Annotated in this window: 12 protein-coding genes and 2 pseudogenes; 9 read left to right on the forward strand and 5 right to left on the reverse strand. The window is 67.1% G+C overall.

Annotated features, from left to right (window positions below):
• Window positions 1-146: pseudogene (locus AC1DYP_RS24180) on the forward strand (ABC transporter ATP-binding protein); the annotation flags it as partial.
• A gap of 138 nt (window positions 147-284) precedes the next feature.
• Window positions 285-560 (forward strand): annotated as a pseudogene (locus tag AC1DYP_RS24185) (ISL3 family transposase); the annotation flags it as partial.
• A gap of 5 nt (window positions 561-565) precedes the next feature.
• Here the strand turns inward: AC1DYP_RS24185 and AC1DYP_RS24190 are convergent.
• Window positions 566-874 (reverse strand): hypothetical protein, encoded by a 309-nt coding sequence (locus tag AC1DYP_RS24190; RefSeq protein WP_477048479.1) that lies wholly within the window; start codon window positions 872-874, stop codon window positions 566-568.
• 413 nt (window positions 875-1,287) lie between these two features.
• Here AC1DYP_RS24190 and AC1DYP_RS24195 point away from each other — a divergent pair, with 413 nt between their 5' ends.
• Window positions 1,288-2,334 (forward strand): amidohydrolase family protein, encoded by a 1,047-nt coding sequence (locus AC1DYP_RS24195; RefSeq protein WP_477048480.1) that lies wholly within the window; start codon window positions 1,288-1,290, stop codon window positions 2,332-2,334.
• On the opposite strand, the gene AC1DYP_RS24200 is transcribed toward AC1DYP_RS24195, so the two are convergent.
• Window positions 2,331-3,053 (reverse strand): 4'-phosphopantetheinyl transferase family protein, encoded by a 723-nt coding sequence (locus AC1DYP_RS24200; RefSeq protein ID WP_477048481.1) that lies wholly within the window; start codon window positions 3,051-3,053, stop codon window positions 2,331-2,333. The two genes, AC1DYP_RS24195 and AC1DYP_RS24200, sit on opposite strands and share 4 nt — an antisense overlap.
• 131 nt (window positions 3,054-3,184) lie before the next feature.
• Between AC1DYP_RS24200 and AC1DYP_RS24205 the strand changes: the two genes are divergently transcribed.
• The 6 genes from AC1DYP_RS24205 to AC1DYP_RS24230 all read left to right on the forward strand — a co-directional run bounded on the left by AC1DYP_RS24205 (window position 3,185) and on the right by AC1DYP_RS24230 (window position 10,968).
• Window positions 3,185-4,858, forward strand: a complete 1,674-nt coding sequence (locus tag AC1DYP_RS24205) for an ABC1 kinase family protein (protein ID WP_477048482.1) — start codon at window positions 3,185-3,187, stop codon at window positions 4,856-4,858.
• Window positions 4,855-6,405, forward strand: coding sequence for an ABC1 kinase family protein (locus tag AC1DYP_RS24210; protein WP_477048483.1), 1,551 nt, complete (start codon window positions 4,855-4,857; stop codon window positions 6,403-6,405). Before AC1DYP_RS24205 ends, AC1DYP_RS24210 begins: the two co-directional genes overlap by 4 nt.
• A 14-nt stretch (window positions 6,406-6,419) precedes the next feature.
• Window positions 6,420-7,388, forward strand: a complete 969-nt coding sequence (locus tag AC1DYP_RS24215) for a hypothetical protein (RefSeq protein ID WP_477048484.1) — start codon at window positions 6,420-6,422, stop codon at window positions 7,386-7,388.
• Window positions 7,389-7,559: 171 nt separating this feature from the next.
• Window positions 7,560-8,720, forward strand: a complete 1,161-nt coding sequence (locus AC1DYP_RS24220; RefSeq protein ID WP_477048485.1) for a hypothetical protein — start codon at window positions 7,560-7,562, stop codon at window positions 8,718-8,720.
• Window positions 8,721-8,749: 29 nt separating this feature from the next.
• Complete coding sequence (locus AC1DYP_RS24225; RefSeq protein WP_477048486.1) at window positions 8,750-10,198, forward strand: Dyp-type peroxidase; 1,449 nt, start codon at window positions 8,750-8,752, stop codon at window positions 10,196-10,198.
• 11 nt (window positions 10,199-10,209) lie between these two features.
• Window positions 10,210-10,968: a thioesterase II family protein gene (locus AC1DYP_RS24230; RefSeq protein ID WP_477048487.1), complete on the forward strand. Its 759-nt coding sequence runs from the start codon at window positions 10,210-10,212 to the stop codon at window positions 10,966-10,968.
• Between the two features lie 53 nt (window positions 10,969-11,021).
• On the opposite strand, the gene AC1DYP_RS24235 is transcribed toward AC1DYP_RS24230, so the two are convergent.
• The 3 genes from AC1DYP_RS24235 to AC1DYP_RS24245 form a co-directional block, all read right to left on the reverse strand.
• Complete coding sequence (locus tag AC1DYP_RS24235; RefSeq protein ID WP_477036349.1) at window positions 11,022-11,492, reverse strand: hypothetical protein; 471 nt, start codon at window positions 11,490-11,492, stop codon at window positions 11,022-11,024.
• Between the two features lie 40 nt (window positions 11,493-11,532).
• Complete coding sequence (locus AC1DYP_RS24240) at window positions 11,533-12,870, reverse strand: thioester reductase domain-containing protein (protein WP_477048488.1); 1,338 nt, start codon at window positions 12,868-12,870, stop codon at window positions 11,533-11,535.
• Window positions 12,867-14,296 (reverse strand): polyketide synthase dehydratase domain-containing protein (locus AC1DYP_RS24245; RefSeq protein ID WP_477048489.1); only part of this gene is annotated, 1,430 nt, incomplete at its 5' end. The genes AC1DYP_RS24240 and AC1DYP_RS24245, both read right to left, overlap by 4 nt.

Genomic DNA, 14,296 nt, shown 5'->3' on the forward strand with positions numbered 1-14,296 from the left:
GCACGATCGGCGACGAGATCGCCATGCTCCACGCCGGCAAGATCATCTGGCGCGGCGCGCCGGCCGAGCTGGACCGGACCGACAATCCCTATGTGCGCCAGTTCGTCGACGGGCGCGCCGACGGGCCGATGGCGAGCATGGTCTAGGACATGGCGGTAATGGCCCGCTTCTTGGTCGGGCTGAGCCACAGCGCGAACGTACGCGGCCGGGGCGGGGTGACCCTTCGCGGGCGATCAAGATCGGATTGCCGATGGAGAAGCTATTGGACTGAGCGCTGAGCGTTCAAGGCGCGGGACGTCGTCGTCGCGTTCCAGACCATGATCCGCAAGAAGTCCCTGACCGATCTTGGGCCATGGTTGGAGCGGGCCGACAAGGTTTGGTCACCTCCTTCGCCAGCGGCGTGGTCAAGGAGAGGGCGGCAGTCATCGCGAGGCGATCGCCTCACCCTGGTTCAACGGCCAGACCGAGGGACAAAATCCAAGCTAAAGCTCGTGAAACGCCAGATGTATGGTCGTGGAAAACTGGACCTAACTCAGGCCCGCGTCATCGGCGCGGATTGACCCCATCACCACCAAAAATACGTCAGAGCCAGTCTTGCGAGCCGAAGACGCCGGGAACCGGCAACACGATCCTTGAGGCGGTCCATCAGCGCGCCGAGGGTGTCGCAGTCGGCGCCGACCAGGTCGTCAATCTTGATGTCGAAATGATCCTCGATCGCGACCAGCACCGCGTAATAGGCCTCCAACGGAAGTTGCAAGTCACAGATTTTGGTCGAACGGTGCAGCGAGGACCGAGCCAGGCCCGCCTTGCTGGCGATCAGATAGGCGACATCGCCATCGGTCAGGAAGCCGTGAGCGAAGAGGGCGTCGTTCATGAGCGATAGTCCGTGAAGCTATGACCCAAAGACGCCACGAGGCCATCGCCCGCCCACCGATTGGTCTTCTGCTTGAGTCAGCTCTTTCCGGTCGCGGGGCGGATCGTTCGCCCTGTGTCCGTGAAGAGCGCCCAAGCTTCCGAAGCTTTCGGTCAGATTGGGCGATCACCGCGTTCGGTCCGGAAGCGCCGGAAACATCAACGACATCAGCATGAGCGCTTTGAGCAGCTGTCACTGACGCCCAGCAGCTCGCTACGAGGATGTGTCGTCTAAGTAATATTATCAGAAGAAATTGCGTGCCCACTGCGACCGCATATCCGTTTGGTCGCGTTGGCGGCGAACCGTTTTGGCTGTCCGCCGGTTGATGTCGTGGCGCGCGCTTCCAGGTTCGCGATCGCCAGGAGCTTCATACCGTGATCCCAGCGCGCCGCATCGACGTTCACCACCATGTCATTCCGCCGGTCGTGGCCAAGGCCATGAGCCGGCGTGGCGTGACGAAGGTCGGCGGAGCCGATCTGCCGCGTTGGACCGTGCGCGCGTCGATCCGCACCATGGACCTCTACGGCGTCGAGACGGCCGTCACGTCGCTGTCGGCGCCGGGCGTCTATTTCGGCGATTTGCCCGAAGCCTGCGACCTGGCGCGCGCCAGCAACGAATTCTCGGCTCAGACGGCGCTGGATCATCCTGGCCGTTTCGGCTGGTTCGCCGTGCTGCCCATGCCGTTCACGGCCCAGGCCTGCGCCGAGGCCGTCCACGCGCTGGACGTGCTCAAGGCCGACGGCGTGGTATTGCTGGGCAGCACCGAAGGCGTGTTCCTGGGCGATCCGCGCCTGGACGAGCTGATGGCCGAGCTGAATCGTCGCGCGGCCGTGGTGTTCGTCCATCCCAATCTCCACAAGACCAGCACCGAGCTCGACCTGGCCACGCCGGGCTATCTGGTGGAGTTTCTGTGCGACACCACGCGGGCCGCGACCAACCTGATCCTCACGGGAACCCTGGAGCGCTATCCGCGCATCCGCTGGATCCTGGCCCACGCCGGCGGTTTCCTGCCGTACATCGCTTGGCGGTTGTCGTTGGCCAATGATCAGCTCAAACTGGCCAAGACCCTTCCAAAGGGCATGCTGCATCATATCCGCGGCTTCTATTTCGACACCGCCCTGTCGCCCTCGCCGTCCGTGATGGCCGCGCTGCGCGAGCTGGTCGATCCCGGCCACATCCTGTTTGGCAGCGACTATCCGTTCGCGCCCGCGCGGGCTGTTGGAATGCAGGTGAAAGCACTTGAAAATCTTCGGGTTTTTGATCCTGAAGTCTTGGCGGGAATCAACCGCAGCCATGCCCTGGCGCTGTTTCCCCGGCTGGCCGCCCTGCCGGCGCCGCCGCCGGAAGGGCTCGGCGTCAAGCTGCAGCGCGCCTTCGTGAAACCCGTCGACGATCTCGCCGAGAGGATCCGCGACCGCTAGTCGTGAAGCTCGTCCCACGAGATCTCTCGCCAATCGAACCGTGCAATCGCACAGTTTCCCGGCCTGCACGCCACGGCCAGGCAATGGCGCGGCAAGGTCGTCAGGCCAAGCCGCCACGACGGATCGGACCGGCCTTCGAAACGCACGGCGCAAGGATCGGTCGTGACCGATAAGCTCCGCAGGTCCATGGCCAGGCCGTGGCCCAGGGCCTTGGCGACGGCTTCCTTCAGCGTCCAGAGCTCGATGAAGCGCTGGTTCCGTTCCGAACCGGCCGCCCGCAGACGCGCTTGTTCGTCGGGCGTGAAACACCGCTCTGCCACGCCGGCGACGTCGACCGCCCTGCCCCGAAGCTCCGCGTCGACGCCGATCGGACCGGCGAGGGTCAGGCCGCAGGCGGCCAAGCCCGGCGTGTGGGTGATGTTGAAGTGCGGGACGACGCCGCCCTCCCCCGCCGCCAGAACCGGCTTGCCGTTTGGACCCGCGTCGAACGACCAGTCCGTGCGTCCGGTGACCCGGCGCAAGGCGAAGCGGAGCAGCCCATGGGCGGCGACGAAGGCGTTTCGATCCCTTTGGAAGCGAAAGCCCGACGCGCGCTCTTGCTCCCTGGCTGAAAGCTGGGCTTCGACCCGCGCGCACGCCGCCGAAGCCCCTTCCGGCGCCTGCAGATACAGCAGAACGATAGCGTTCGCCGACAACGCGGAAAAGTTGTGCATCCCCATGGCGGGCAGTGTACCCTCATGGCGGGGCTTCGCCCAATGATCCAACTGGGGCGTGTGGCGCTCAAATCGCGCCGCTCAGGCGCGGCATCCGGCGCACGACAGGCGACCCACGACAGGCGACCGAGGGACTGATGTCTTATCAGACCACGATGGACCAGCGCGGCAGGGCCGCTCCGGCGGGAGATGCGCGGTCCGAACCGCAGTCCGGCGATTGGTCCATCGACGTGCGTCGCGGCCTGCTGGTCCTGGTGAAGATCTTCAAATACCGGCTGTTTCCCTTCGGCCGCTTCTTCGCGCCTTGGAGCACGCTGAGTTTCGCCGTCCGGTTTCGAAAGGCGCTTGAGGAACTTGGCCTAACCTACTTGAAACTTGGGCAGTTTCTGGCGCTGCGTTTTGACATTCTTCCGGCGGAAGTCTGCCTGGAGCTGAACAACCTGTTCGAAAGCGTCGGGCCGATGCCCTCGGGCGTGGCTCAGGGGATCATCGAGCGCGAACTGGGGGCGCCGGTCGAGGTCCTGTTTCCGACCTTCAGCGCCGAACCGATCGCGGCGGCGTCCATCGGCCAGGTCCACGACGCGCGTCTGCCCGATGGGCGGCGGGTGGCCGTGAAGGTCCAGCGGGCCGGCATCATGCGGATCTTCCGGGCCGACATCCGCAACCTGCGCAAGCTGACCGCCTTCGCCCAGTCGCTCGGCGTGTTCGGCCGGCTGTCGGCCACCGGCATGGTCGATCAGTTCGAGGCGTGGACGCTGCGCGAGATGGATTTCCGCACCGAGGGCGCGACGGCCGAACGCGTGGCCCGCAAGGCCGGTCCGGCCGTGGTCATCCCCGCGATCCATTGGGAGCTGTCCACCGCCCGCGTCCTGACCATGGACTTCGTGACCGGTATCAGCGCCACGCACATCCGCGAGCTGGTCCAGACCTGCACGCCCGAGGAACTGGCCGAGAAGCTGCCCGGCTTCGACCTGCCGACGGCGCTGCACAACTTCACCGAGGCGTCGCTCTCGCAGCTGTTCGTCGACGGCTTCTTCCATGGCGACCCGCACCCCGGAAACATCCTGTTCCTGCCGGAGAACCGCGTGGTCTTCCTGGATTTCGGCATCTTCGGCGAACTGACCGACGCGCGTCGCGCCATCATCACCGCCCAGATCGAGAGCCTGGCGATCGGCAATATCGGGGCCAGCATGCGGGCCTATGGCCAGCAGGTCACCGAGACCGAGCTGACCGACATGGACCGCTTTCGCGACGACTGCCGCGAGGTGCTGACCCGCTGGTATGCCGCCCTGCTCAATCCCTCCGGCCCGATCGAGGACCGACACCTGGCGCGCTACACCGGCGAAATGATCGACGTTTCTCGGCGAAACGGCCTGATCTACGACCTGAACTACCTGCTGTTCTGGCGGGCCATCAACAATCTGAACGCCACGCTCTGGCATATCGACCCGGAGTTCGACCTGCTGGCCCAATTGCGGGCGTTCTTCGAGAAGACCCGGCCGGACGCCTTCGAGCGGGTCCGGTCGATGGTCAAGGACCCGGCCTGGCAAGAGTCCCTGCGCTATCTGGGCGGATCGCTGGTCCACGGCCTTAACGCCAAGGGGGAAGCGCCGACCATCCGGGCGACGACGGCCCGGTCGGACCGGGACGAACGCCGCGGCGGGCGAACCTCCGGTTGGGCCATGCTTGGGATCGCCGGGGTGTCGGCTGCGGTGCTGGGCAAGGCGACCGCCCTGCCCTTGTCGCTGATCCTGGCCCTGGTCGCGACCTTCGCCGTCACGGCGCTCTTCACTTCATGGCGGCTGCGATGAACAAGCTGACCAAACTCGCGCCCGCCGACGTCGCGCGCCAGCTGGCCGCCCTGCTCACTCGGCTGGGGCCCACCTTCGTCAAGATCGGGCAATATCTGGCGCTGCGGCCCGACATCCTCCCCCAGGCCTATTGCGACGAGCTTCTCACCCTGGTGGATCGAAGCGAACCGTTCCCGTGGGGCGAAGCCGAGCGGATCGTGGAGATGGAGCTGGGCGCGCCCGTCTCGGAACTGTTCGACAGCATCGAACGTCGGCCGATCGGGGCCGGTTCGCTGGCCCAGGTGCACCGCGCCCGCCTGCATGACGGCGCCGTCGTCGCGGTCAAGATCCTGCGGCCGGGCATCGAGCGGCGCGTGGCTCGCGACATCCGGCGCATGCGGCTGGTCGGGCAACTGGTCAAGCGGCTCGGCATAACCTTGCCGATCTCGGTGCGCGAACTGGCCGACGAGTTGGCTGAATGGCTGCGTCAGGAGATCGACTTCGAGCGGGAGCTCGACAACGCCCGCAGGCTGCAGCCCCTGGCCGCCGGCAGCACCCTGCAAAGGATCCCGCGCACCTACCTGCATCTGAGTTCGAGCCGGGTGATCACCTACGAGTATCTCGAGGGGATCCGGGTCAACCGCGTCCTGGCCGAACTGCGCGGCGTCGCGCCCGAGCGCGCCGGCGGCCCGCTGCTGACCGCGGACGAGCGGCGGGACTTCGCCGAAAGGCTGGTCACCGCCACCCTCATCCAGATTTTCCGCTATCGGTTTTTCCACGCCGACCTGCACCCGGGCAACCTGCTGGTTCTGCCGGATCGGCGTGTAGGCTTTGTGGATTTCGGGCTTTGCGACAAGCTGGACGAGACCGTGCGGGCCAACCAGCTGAGCTATGTCTCCGCCATCTACGCCGGCAACCAGCCGCGCATCTTCAAGGCGCTGACCGAGGTCCTCGTGGCCCGGCCGGAGAGCGACGTGGAAGGGCTGCGCCGCGACTTCGACGCCGAGATGCGGGCCGGAAGCCAGGAGCACGGCGGCGCCTCCAGCACCGCCAACGCCCTGATCGGGGTGCTGCGCGTGGCGCGCCGCAACGGCTACCAGATCCCCAGCGACGTGCTGTCGCTCTACCGGGCGCTGGTCACTGTGGAGACCCTGGCCAGCGAGCTTGGCCTGCCCAATGGACTGCGCGACGTGGGCGGCCGGTTCTTCGCCGAACTGCGGCGCGACGAGAAGTTCGACCAGCTGTTCGATCGCGACCGGCTGCAGCAGGTGCTGCTGAACACCCTGACCCTGACCCAGGACGGGCCGGCGCAACTGGCCCAGATCCTGGCCGACGCCGCCGACGGCAGCGTGCGCCTGCGCGTGGAATCCACGGACGCCGCCCGGGTCGTCCGAGCCCAGAACCGCCGGGCGCGGCTTTGGACGGCGGCCATTCTGGCGGTCAGCGTCGCCGTGCTGCTGACCATCCCCAACCTGCCCGTGGTGTTCGGCGTGCCGCTGGAATGGCCGCTGGGCGCGGGGCTGGGCGGGCTCTACCTCGCCTGCGCCGTCCTCTGGCGTCGACTCTAGACCGGGAGCGCAACGTGGAGTTCGTGTTCAACGCTATAGGGCGGATCAAGCGGCGCGAACCCAGCGAAGCTCAGCGGAACGTCGACGCCGAGGTGCACCAGCTGGTCGAGCTGCTGCGCGAGGCCGCCAGCGGCGGGGTCGCCGAGGGCCTGGGCGCGGCGCTGAAGAACCTGGCCGACCATGGACCGGACATCGAGCGCGGCGTCGTCGCCTGGATCGAGCTGATGGAGGTTCTGGTCCAGGCGGCCGAGCAGCGCTACCCCAACGGCAACGGCTCGCGGAAGAAGGGCCAGGTCCGGGCGGCGGTGCACGCGATCTACAACGACTCCAATCTCCAATTGCCGGGCGTTCCACGCGATCTGAGCCCCCTGGTCATCAACATCACCATCGACTGGGTGATCGACGCGCTAGTCTGCAGCGTCGACACCTACGGACTTTGGGATTCCAGCCGGCCGGACCACTGGTCGCTCAACGGCGCCTTGCGCGCCGCCGGCGCCGTGGTGCTCGACGCGCTGCAGCCCTTCTTCCGCCTGCTCAACTGGATCTACGCCAAGCTGCACTATGTCGAGCCGTTGACGCCCGAGGTGAAGGCCGCGGTGCAGCGGGTCAAGGACGCGGGCCTGATCCACGACAAGCGCACGCTGATCAAGCCGGCCACCGACGTGCTCGTGTTCATCGGCCAGCACGGCGAACAGATGACCGCCGGGGTGCAGGCTTTCTTCGAGGTGGTGGCGATGACCGAGCGGCTGCGATCCGCCAGCGGTCCCGACAAGAAGGCCTATGCCAGCCAGGTGGTCAAAGCGGCGCTGAAGGAGCTGGGCTTCCCGATCGACAACATACTGCTGGGCGCGATCGCCGACGTCGTGATCAGCGCCGGCATCGAGTCCGCCCTGAACCTCTTCAAGAAGCGCGCGCCCAAGACCTTCCAGTCTCGCTCGGCGCTTCCTGTCGGAGCGCTGCACCGGTCCTACGTGAAGGCCTAGATCGGTTCGATCGGCGCCCGGAAAATATGCAACTTTTCAGAGTGTGAACTATCACGTCAATTTGTAGTTGAGGTCAGCCGGGGCGAGGTTAGGCTTTTGGTCAGGGCTGAACGTCATGCGGCGTACGGGTGCATGCGACGTACAGGTGTTTGTCGAAATCCGAGGACGGACATGAACTCGCTGACCGTGTACGTGAAGATCAAGTCGGGCCACGTCGACTCCCTGCGGGGAATCCTCGAAGACATCAACGCCCATCAGCACGACAACAAGTATCTGCAGCTGAAGAACGACAAGCTGACCCATTGTTCGCGCTGGGTGATTGTCGAGGATGAGGTGGGGCCCGGCGCGAGACTTCTGCTCGCCGTAGAATTCGACGGCGACCTGACCGACTACCTGGAACACCAGATGGCGATCACCCCGGGTCTGGATAAGATCTGGGACCATTGCGAGGGCTATCCGGGCCGCGACGGCTTCATCGACTACATCCGCAAGACCGCCTTCCCCACCCAGGCCTTCTACATCGCCTTCCGCGACGAGACCGTGGCGTCGATCAAGAGCAAGATCGCGGTCCGCGAGCAGCTCGAGAACTTGCTGGACGCCGGCGGGCCGACCCTTCGCTCGGTGATGACCATCCTGTCGCGCCTGCCGCGTGTTCCCGGCTTCCGGGCCAACCTTTCGGCGTTCATCACGCGGACGCGGGCCGATTTCCACAACGCCTGGATGTCGCTGGCCCTGGCCATCGTCAAGCCGATCAGCCAGATCGGCCAGACCAAGAACTACTCGAAGGTGACCTCGTTCGAGGACAATCCGCTGACGCCGCGGGCCCAGGCCCTGACCGCCATCGACGGCCAGATGGTGACGATCACCACCATCAAGCCCTGGCTCTACTGGCGCGTGCGCCTGGCGTTCTGGGTCAACGAATTCCTCGGCAAGTACGGCTGGGCCCCCGGCCAGTTCGCCGATGTGGGCACGCTGCACTCGTTCCGCTGGGTGCTGATCGACAACGACAAGCGCCTGATCTTCCTCAGCGTGTTCGACGGCTCGTGGCAGAACTACATGGGCGACTTCATCGACAAGATCATCTGGGCCCTGGACGGTGTCTACAACAACACCTTCGGCTATCCGAAGGGCGGCATGGCCGACGTGCTGCCGTTCCAGCGGTGGATCCTGAACCACCAGTACGAGCCGCAGCTGCTGTTCAAGTCCTATCCCAACGAGACGGTGCTGAACTTGATCCGCGACCGCACCAGCAACGCTAACCTCGCCGAGACGCTGCAGGCCGGCTTGGCGCTCGAGAGCGCCAAGGTCCGCGAGACGCTGACGGCGCTCTGAGCCCCGAACCCCACAAGGAGCGCAGTACGATGCAAACCATGGAAGTCGACCGCTCCGACGTTCAGGGGCCGCTGGTCAGCGCCTACAGCCACCTGAAGCGTTCGGCTTATCTGTTCCTGCAATTCCACGACGCCGTCGGCGCTCGGCAATGGCTGGCGCAGTTGCTGCCGTCCGTCAGCTCGGGCGAGCTCTGGCCGACCGGCCCCGACGGCAAGAAGGTCAAGCCGCCCCAATCGATCAACATCGCCTTCACCTATCCCGGCTTCCAGGCCCTGAAGCTGCCGCACAAGACGCTCGAGAGCTTCCTGCCGCCCTACACCCTGGGCGCGGCCGCCCGGGCCGACGTGTCCGGCGATGTCGGCGAGAGCGCGCCCGAGCTCTGGGAGTTCGGTGGTCCCAACACCGCGCCGGTCCACGCCATGCTGATGGTCCAGAGCCGCGGCCCGAAACATCTGAAGGACTTCGAGAAGGTCCTCGACGAGCTGATCGCCGCCAGCGACGGGGCGGTCTCGATCATCGCCACCGAGTACGGCTATCGGCGCGAGGAGGCCAAGGAGCACTTCGGCTTCCACGACGGCCTGTCCCAGCCCAACATCGTCGGCGTGGGCATCCAGAAGGCGGACGGCCAGATCGCCGCCGAAACCGGCGAGTTCATCCTAGGCTATCTCAACGCCTATGGGCTCTACCCGACCAGCCCGATCGTGCCGGTCTCGGAGGACCGCCATCACATCCTGCCCCGGTTTCCCGAAGGCGCCCTCCCCGACTGTCGGGATTTCGGCAAGCACGGCACCTATGTGGTCTACCGAAAGCTGGAACAGGACGTCGCCAAGTTCTGGCAATCGATCCAGCAAGCGGCCGACGGCGACCAGGCCGAGATGCTGAAGGTCAGCTCGAAATACCTGGGCCGCTGGCCCAGCGGGACGCCGATCACGCTCTCGCCTGACAACGATCCGGTCCGGTATTCCGACGAGAACGATTTTCGCTTCATGCCGCTGGACCCCGATGGCACCCGCTGCCCGGTCGGCTCGCACATCCGCCGCGCCAATCCCCGTGACTCCCGTGTCAACGACACGCCGGAGTCGTCGATGAACACCTCCAGCCGGCACCGCGTGCTGCGTCGCGCCATGCTGTACGGCGATCCGCTGATCACCGCGGAGGAAACCGAATGGCCGCGGGCCCCGGTCGATCTCCAGGACGACGGCGTGAAGCGCGGCCTGCAGTTCGTGGTCCTGAACGCCGACATCCAGCGCCAGTACGAGTTCGTGCAGCAGACCTGGTTCAACATCCCGACCTTCAACGCCGAGTTCTCGACCAAGGACCCGTTCGTCGGCGACAACAACGGGACGGGCTACATGACCTTGCAGGCCGAACCGTACCGCAAGCGCATCCCGCACATGCCGCGGTTCGTGCGCACCCGCGCCGCCGCCTATCTGTTCATGCCCAGCCTGACGGCCTTGCGGTTCATGACCGAGTTCTGACCCTGACCCCGTTGCGTACGCCCGTCCGCCAGGGCGCCGCCCTTTGGCGATACGCTCGGGAGACGCCGGTCGCGGCGCGGCTGCTCTGCCTGCCGCACGCGGGAGGCGGCGCGTTCCTGCAACGGCGATGGCCGGTCCTGCTTCCTTCGTCGATCGAGTTGGTCAGCGTCGAACTACCCGGTCGCGGCACACGAATGCGTGAGCCGCCGGCGACGGATGTTCGCGCCGTGGTCGCCGGCCTGGAGGCGGATCTCGTCTTGCTGGGCGATCGACCGCTGGCGATCTTCGGTCACAGCATGGGCGCGATCCTGGCCTTCGAACTGGCGCTGCGGCGGCAGCGCGCCGGTCAGGCTCCGTTGGCCGTGTTCCTGGCCGGCTGCGCGGCCCCTGCCCGCCTCGCCGGCCGACCGAAGACCTACCAACTGGACGACGCCGCATTCCTGGCGCGGCTGGAGCGGCTAGGCGCGATCCCGGTCGAGGTGCTGGCCGATCCCGACCTGAGGGCCATGGTGCTGGGCGTGCTGCGCGCCGACATCACGATGCTGGAAACCTATGCCGGCGCCGACGGCGCGGCCCTGGACTGCCCGATCTGGGTGCTGGGAGGGCGCGAGGACGACGCGGCGACGGCGGCCGACCTGCTGCCGTGGCGCGATCATGCGCGCGCCGGCCTCGAGCACGCCGAGTTTCCCGGCGGCCATTTCTTCGTGAACAGCGAGATGACGGCGCTGGTCGAGTTCCTGGGAACGCGGCTGCTGTCTCTCGTGAGATAGGCGGGCTGGACGCGGCAGGCCAAGGACCGCCGCGCCCGTCCGTCGTCTGGTGGCTAGTCGTCGTCCTTGTCGTCGTGGCGATCACTCGCGTCGCCCTGGCGATAGGTCTTCGAATAGCGGTCGGCGGCCCGCGCCGGGATGTCGCTGAAACGGTCCAGCGCGCTGGCGAACCCGTCGGCGACATCTTCCGGAAGCCGGGTGGCCAGCGAGGTGACGCTGCGACGGCCGCCGCGCGAACGGCTTTCGTTGCGGTCGATCACTTCCTCGCTGAAGGCCGAGATCGAATCCGCGAACAGGCGGACGAACTCGAAGGAGGCGAGCGTCATGCCGCGCGCCACCCGGACCGCCGTATCGCCCTTCGACCGCCGCGCGTCGTTCAGGGAGTCGGCGACATGCCGGCCCCTGCGTTCCACATCGTCGTCGCTGTCGGTCTTCTTCAACCGGTCGCGCTCCGCTTCGAGCCGCTTTACACGGGCCCGCAGCTTGGTGACTTCGTCGTCGACCGTTTCGGTTTGCTCAGCCATTTTCAACATCCCTTGGTTGCTGTTGAACTTGAAAACTATCTTAGCTTGTTACGCCCCTGGGTTCAGAACTTTTCGTACCCGCCGTGACCCAACCGACGTCTTGCTCATCCAGCGTCAGCCTCGGCGGCGGCAGGAACCCGCGCCGCGCGAAGTGCTGCAACGATAGATGGAATTGCTCGTAGTCCTGCGGCGGGCAGGCGATGCCCGTCCCCGCCAGCGCCTGCTGGAGCCGCGTCGTGTCGAAGCGCGGCAGGACGACCTGGTCGAACTTGCCTTCGCTGAAGAACGGTCCCAGCGCGAAGCCGCCCGGCACGGCGTCGACGCGCCGCTTCCAGTCGCCGAAATCGACCGCTTCGAGCGGGTAGCCTGCGCGCGCCGTCCACGCGATGACCCGGCGCCAGTCGACGCCCACCGGATCCACCAGGTGAAACACCCCGCCGTCGGCCGACCGTTCGAGGGCGACGTGCACGATCGCCCGCGCCACATAGTCGATGGGCGCGCCCGAGATCGAGAAGTCGAGCGCGGGCGCTTGGCCCAGGCCGATGCAGCCCCGCAGCATCTGGCTCAGATAGTCGGCGATGTTGAACGCCCCCGTCCGGCTGTCCGGGCGCGTATTCGGGCGGTAGACGCCGACCGGCACGCCGCGCGCCGCGGCCAGGTGGGTCAGCTTCTCCGCCACCCACTTGCTCTGGGCATAGCCGACCGCCAGGCCGCCGCTGTTCTCCAGCGGTTCGGTTTCCAGCACCGCGCCGCCGTCACGGCCGGCGGACGAGAACACGCCGACGGTGGAGATCAGGTGGAACGGCTTGAGCCGATCGGTCGTGGCCAGGCGCAGCAGTTCCAGCGTGCCGTCCACATTGGCCGCCCGCAGCGCCGCATAGGGATAGGTCCACTTCACCAGGGCGCCGCAATGGACGATGGCGTCGACCTCGTCGGCCAAATGCTCGAACGTCCGGTCGTCGAGCCCCAGCCGCGGGCTGGCCAGGTCGCCGACGACGACGGCGGTTCCTTGATCGCGGGCCGGAAGATCGTAGGCGGCCAGCGCCTCGTCCACGCGGGTTTCCGCCTCGGCCGGGCTGGCGGCCCGGACAAGGCAAACCACGCGCTCGACTCCGGCCTCGACCAGGGCCGCCAGCAGATAGGCGCCGATGAACCCCGTGGCGCCGGTCAGCAGGACCGTCGACACCCGCTTGGCGGCGGGGCGGACCCGTTGCGGATCGATGTCCGCGGGCAGCACGGCTTCCGCCAGCATGTCCGAGACGGTCATGATCCCGGTCGCGGGCGCGGCGACGGCCTCGCGACGCGCGCGCAGCATCTGCATCAGCAGCGCCCGCTTGGCCGGCGAGATCTCCGCAAGGCGCACGCCCGGACCGTTCATAGCGAGGCCTCCGCCACCCGGGTCTCGGCTTCGTCGTCGGTGAGGCCTTCCAGCGCGTCCAGCATCTCGGTCAGCAGGTCTTCCGACGGGCTGACCTCGGCCAGCAGGCGCGTCGTGACGTCCCGCAGCGTGCTGCCGTCGAACAACGCCGCGACCGGCAGGCGGACGCCCAGGCTGCGCTCGACATGGGCGTTGAGTTCGGCGGCGATCAGGGAGTCGATCTGCGGCGCCAGCTCGGCGTCGATATCGATTTCGTCTTCCGAAACGCGAAGGCAGGCGGCGAGCTCGGTTTTCAGGAAGTCGCGCAGATGCGCCTCGGGATCCGGCGCCAGCAACAGTTCGGCCAGGGCGTTGGCCGAGGTCTCGGGCGCGGGCACGGTTTCGCCCGCTGCGGGGGCGTCGAACTGCACGCGCTGCAGGCGTGCCCGCTGGACGGCGGCGACCACCCTGCCCTCGTCGTCGAAGATCGTCAGGTCGCCGACCAGGGCGTCAGGCTCCGGCCCATCCTCGGCTCGCACCGCGTGAACCCACAGGCGGCCGCGCGGCCCGGCGCCGAAGTGGTCGATCCGCTCGAGGCTGGAAAACACGAAGTCGCGCGGCGCGTCCGGCGGCAGCAGCGCGCCCAGCACCTGGAAGGCCGCGTCCATCGCGCCGAGGTCCAGCACCACCCGGGGATCGTGCTCGCCCTCGCGCGGCAGGCGGATCACGCCCAGCGCCTCGCCTTCGCCGCGCCACACGGACTCCAGCCAGCGGCAGGCCGGGCCCAGGGTGACGCCGTGCTGCTCCATCGCCGCGTAGAAAGCCGCCGGCGCCACGGCGTTCGCGCAGCGGGTTCGCACGGCGTCGAGGCGCACTCTGGCCGGAGAGGCGATGGCTTCGTCTTCGGGCATCACCAGCTCGCCTAGGCCATGGACGACCCACGGCGTGTCGGCGGTCTTGACGGGCGTGTGCGCGAACACCTGGAAGCGTCGCCCTTCGGGTGATCGCTCCAGAACCAGTTGGACGCGCTTGGACTCGGCTTCGCGCAGGATCATGGCGCGGGGCAGCGTCACGTTCTTCACCGCCGCCGGGGCCGCGCCATAGGCCTCGCGGGCGCCGGCGAAGGCCAGTTCCAGATAGGTGGCGAAGTTGACCCACGGCATGCCGAAGATGCGGTGATCGCCGACCATAGGCAGGCGGCCCAGATTGAACTGGGTCTCGAATTGCGCCTGATCCAAGGGAGACGACAGTCGTCCGCCCAGGAACGGATGGTCCAGGGGCGCTGGTCCGGTGACGGAGGCCGCCCCCGTATTCACCGCGGGTGTCGGGGCCATCCAGTAGGGTTTGCGCTGGAAGGGATAGGTCGGCAGGTGGAGGCGGGCGTGGGGCTGATGGCGATGGACGGCGGTCCAGTCGATCGGCGCGCCGGCGACATAGAGGGCGGCCA

This window comes from Caulobacter sp. P1_D6, from assembly GCF_056406095.1.

Excerpts from the sequence above, each read along its gene's own strand:
- AC1DYP_RS24190 (WP_477048479.1), bottom strand. The coding sequence starts at position 874 with ATGAACGACGCCCTCTTCGCTCACGGCTTCCTGACCGATGGCGATGTC.
- AC1DYP_RS24200 (WP_477048481.1), bottom strand. The coding sequence starts at position 3,053 with ATGGGGATGCACAACTTTTCCGCGTTGTCGGCGAACGCTATCGTTCTG.
- AC1DYP_RS24205 (WP_477048482.1), top strand. The coding sequence starts at position 3,185 with ATGTCTTATCAGACCACGATGGACCAGCGCGGCAGGGCCGCTCCGGCG.
- AC1DYP_RS24210 (WP_477048483.1), top strand. The coding sequence starts at position 4,855 with ATGAACAAGCTGACCAAACTCGCGCCCGCCGACGTCGCGCGCCAGCTG.
- AC1DYP_RS24220 (WP_477048485.1), top strand. The coding sequence starts at position 7,560 with ATGAACTCGCTGACCGTGTACGTGAAGATCAAGTCGGGCCACGTCGAC.
- AC1DYP_RS24225 (WP_477048486.1), top strand. The coding sequence starts at position 8,750 with ATGCAAACCATGGAAGTCGACCGCTCCGACGTTCAGGGGCCGCTGGTC.
- AC1DYP_RS24235 (WP_477036349.1), bottom strand. The coding sequence starts at position 11,492 with ATGGCTGAGCAAACCGAAACGGTCGACGACGAAGTCACCAAGCTGCGG.
- AC1DYP_RS24240 (WP_477048488.1), bottom strand. The coding sequence starts at position 12,870 with ATGAACGGTCCGGGCGTGCGCCTTGCGGAGATCTCGCCGGCCAAGCGG.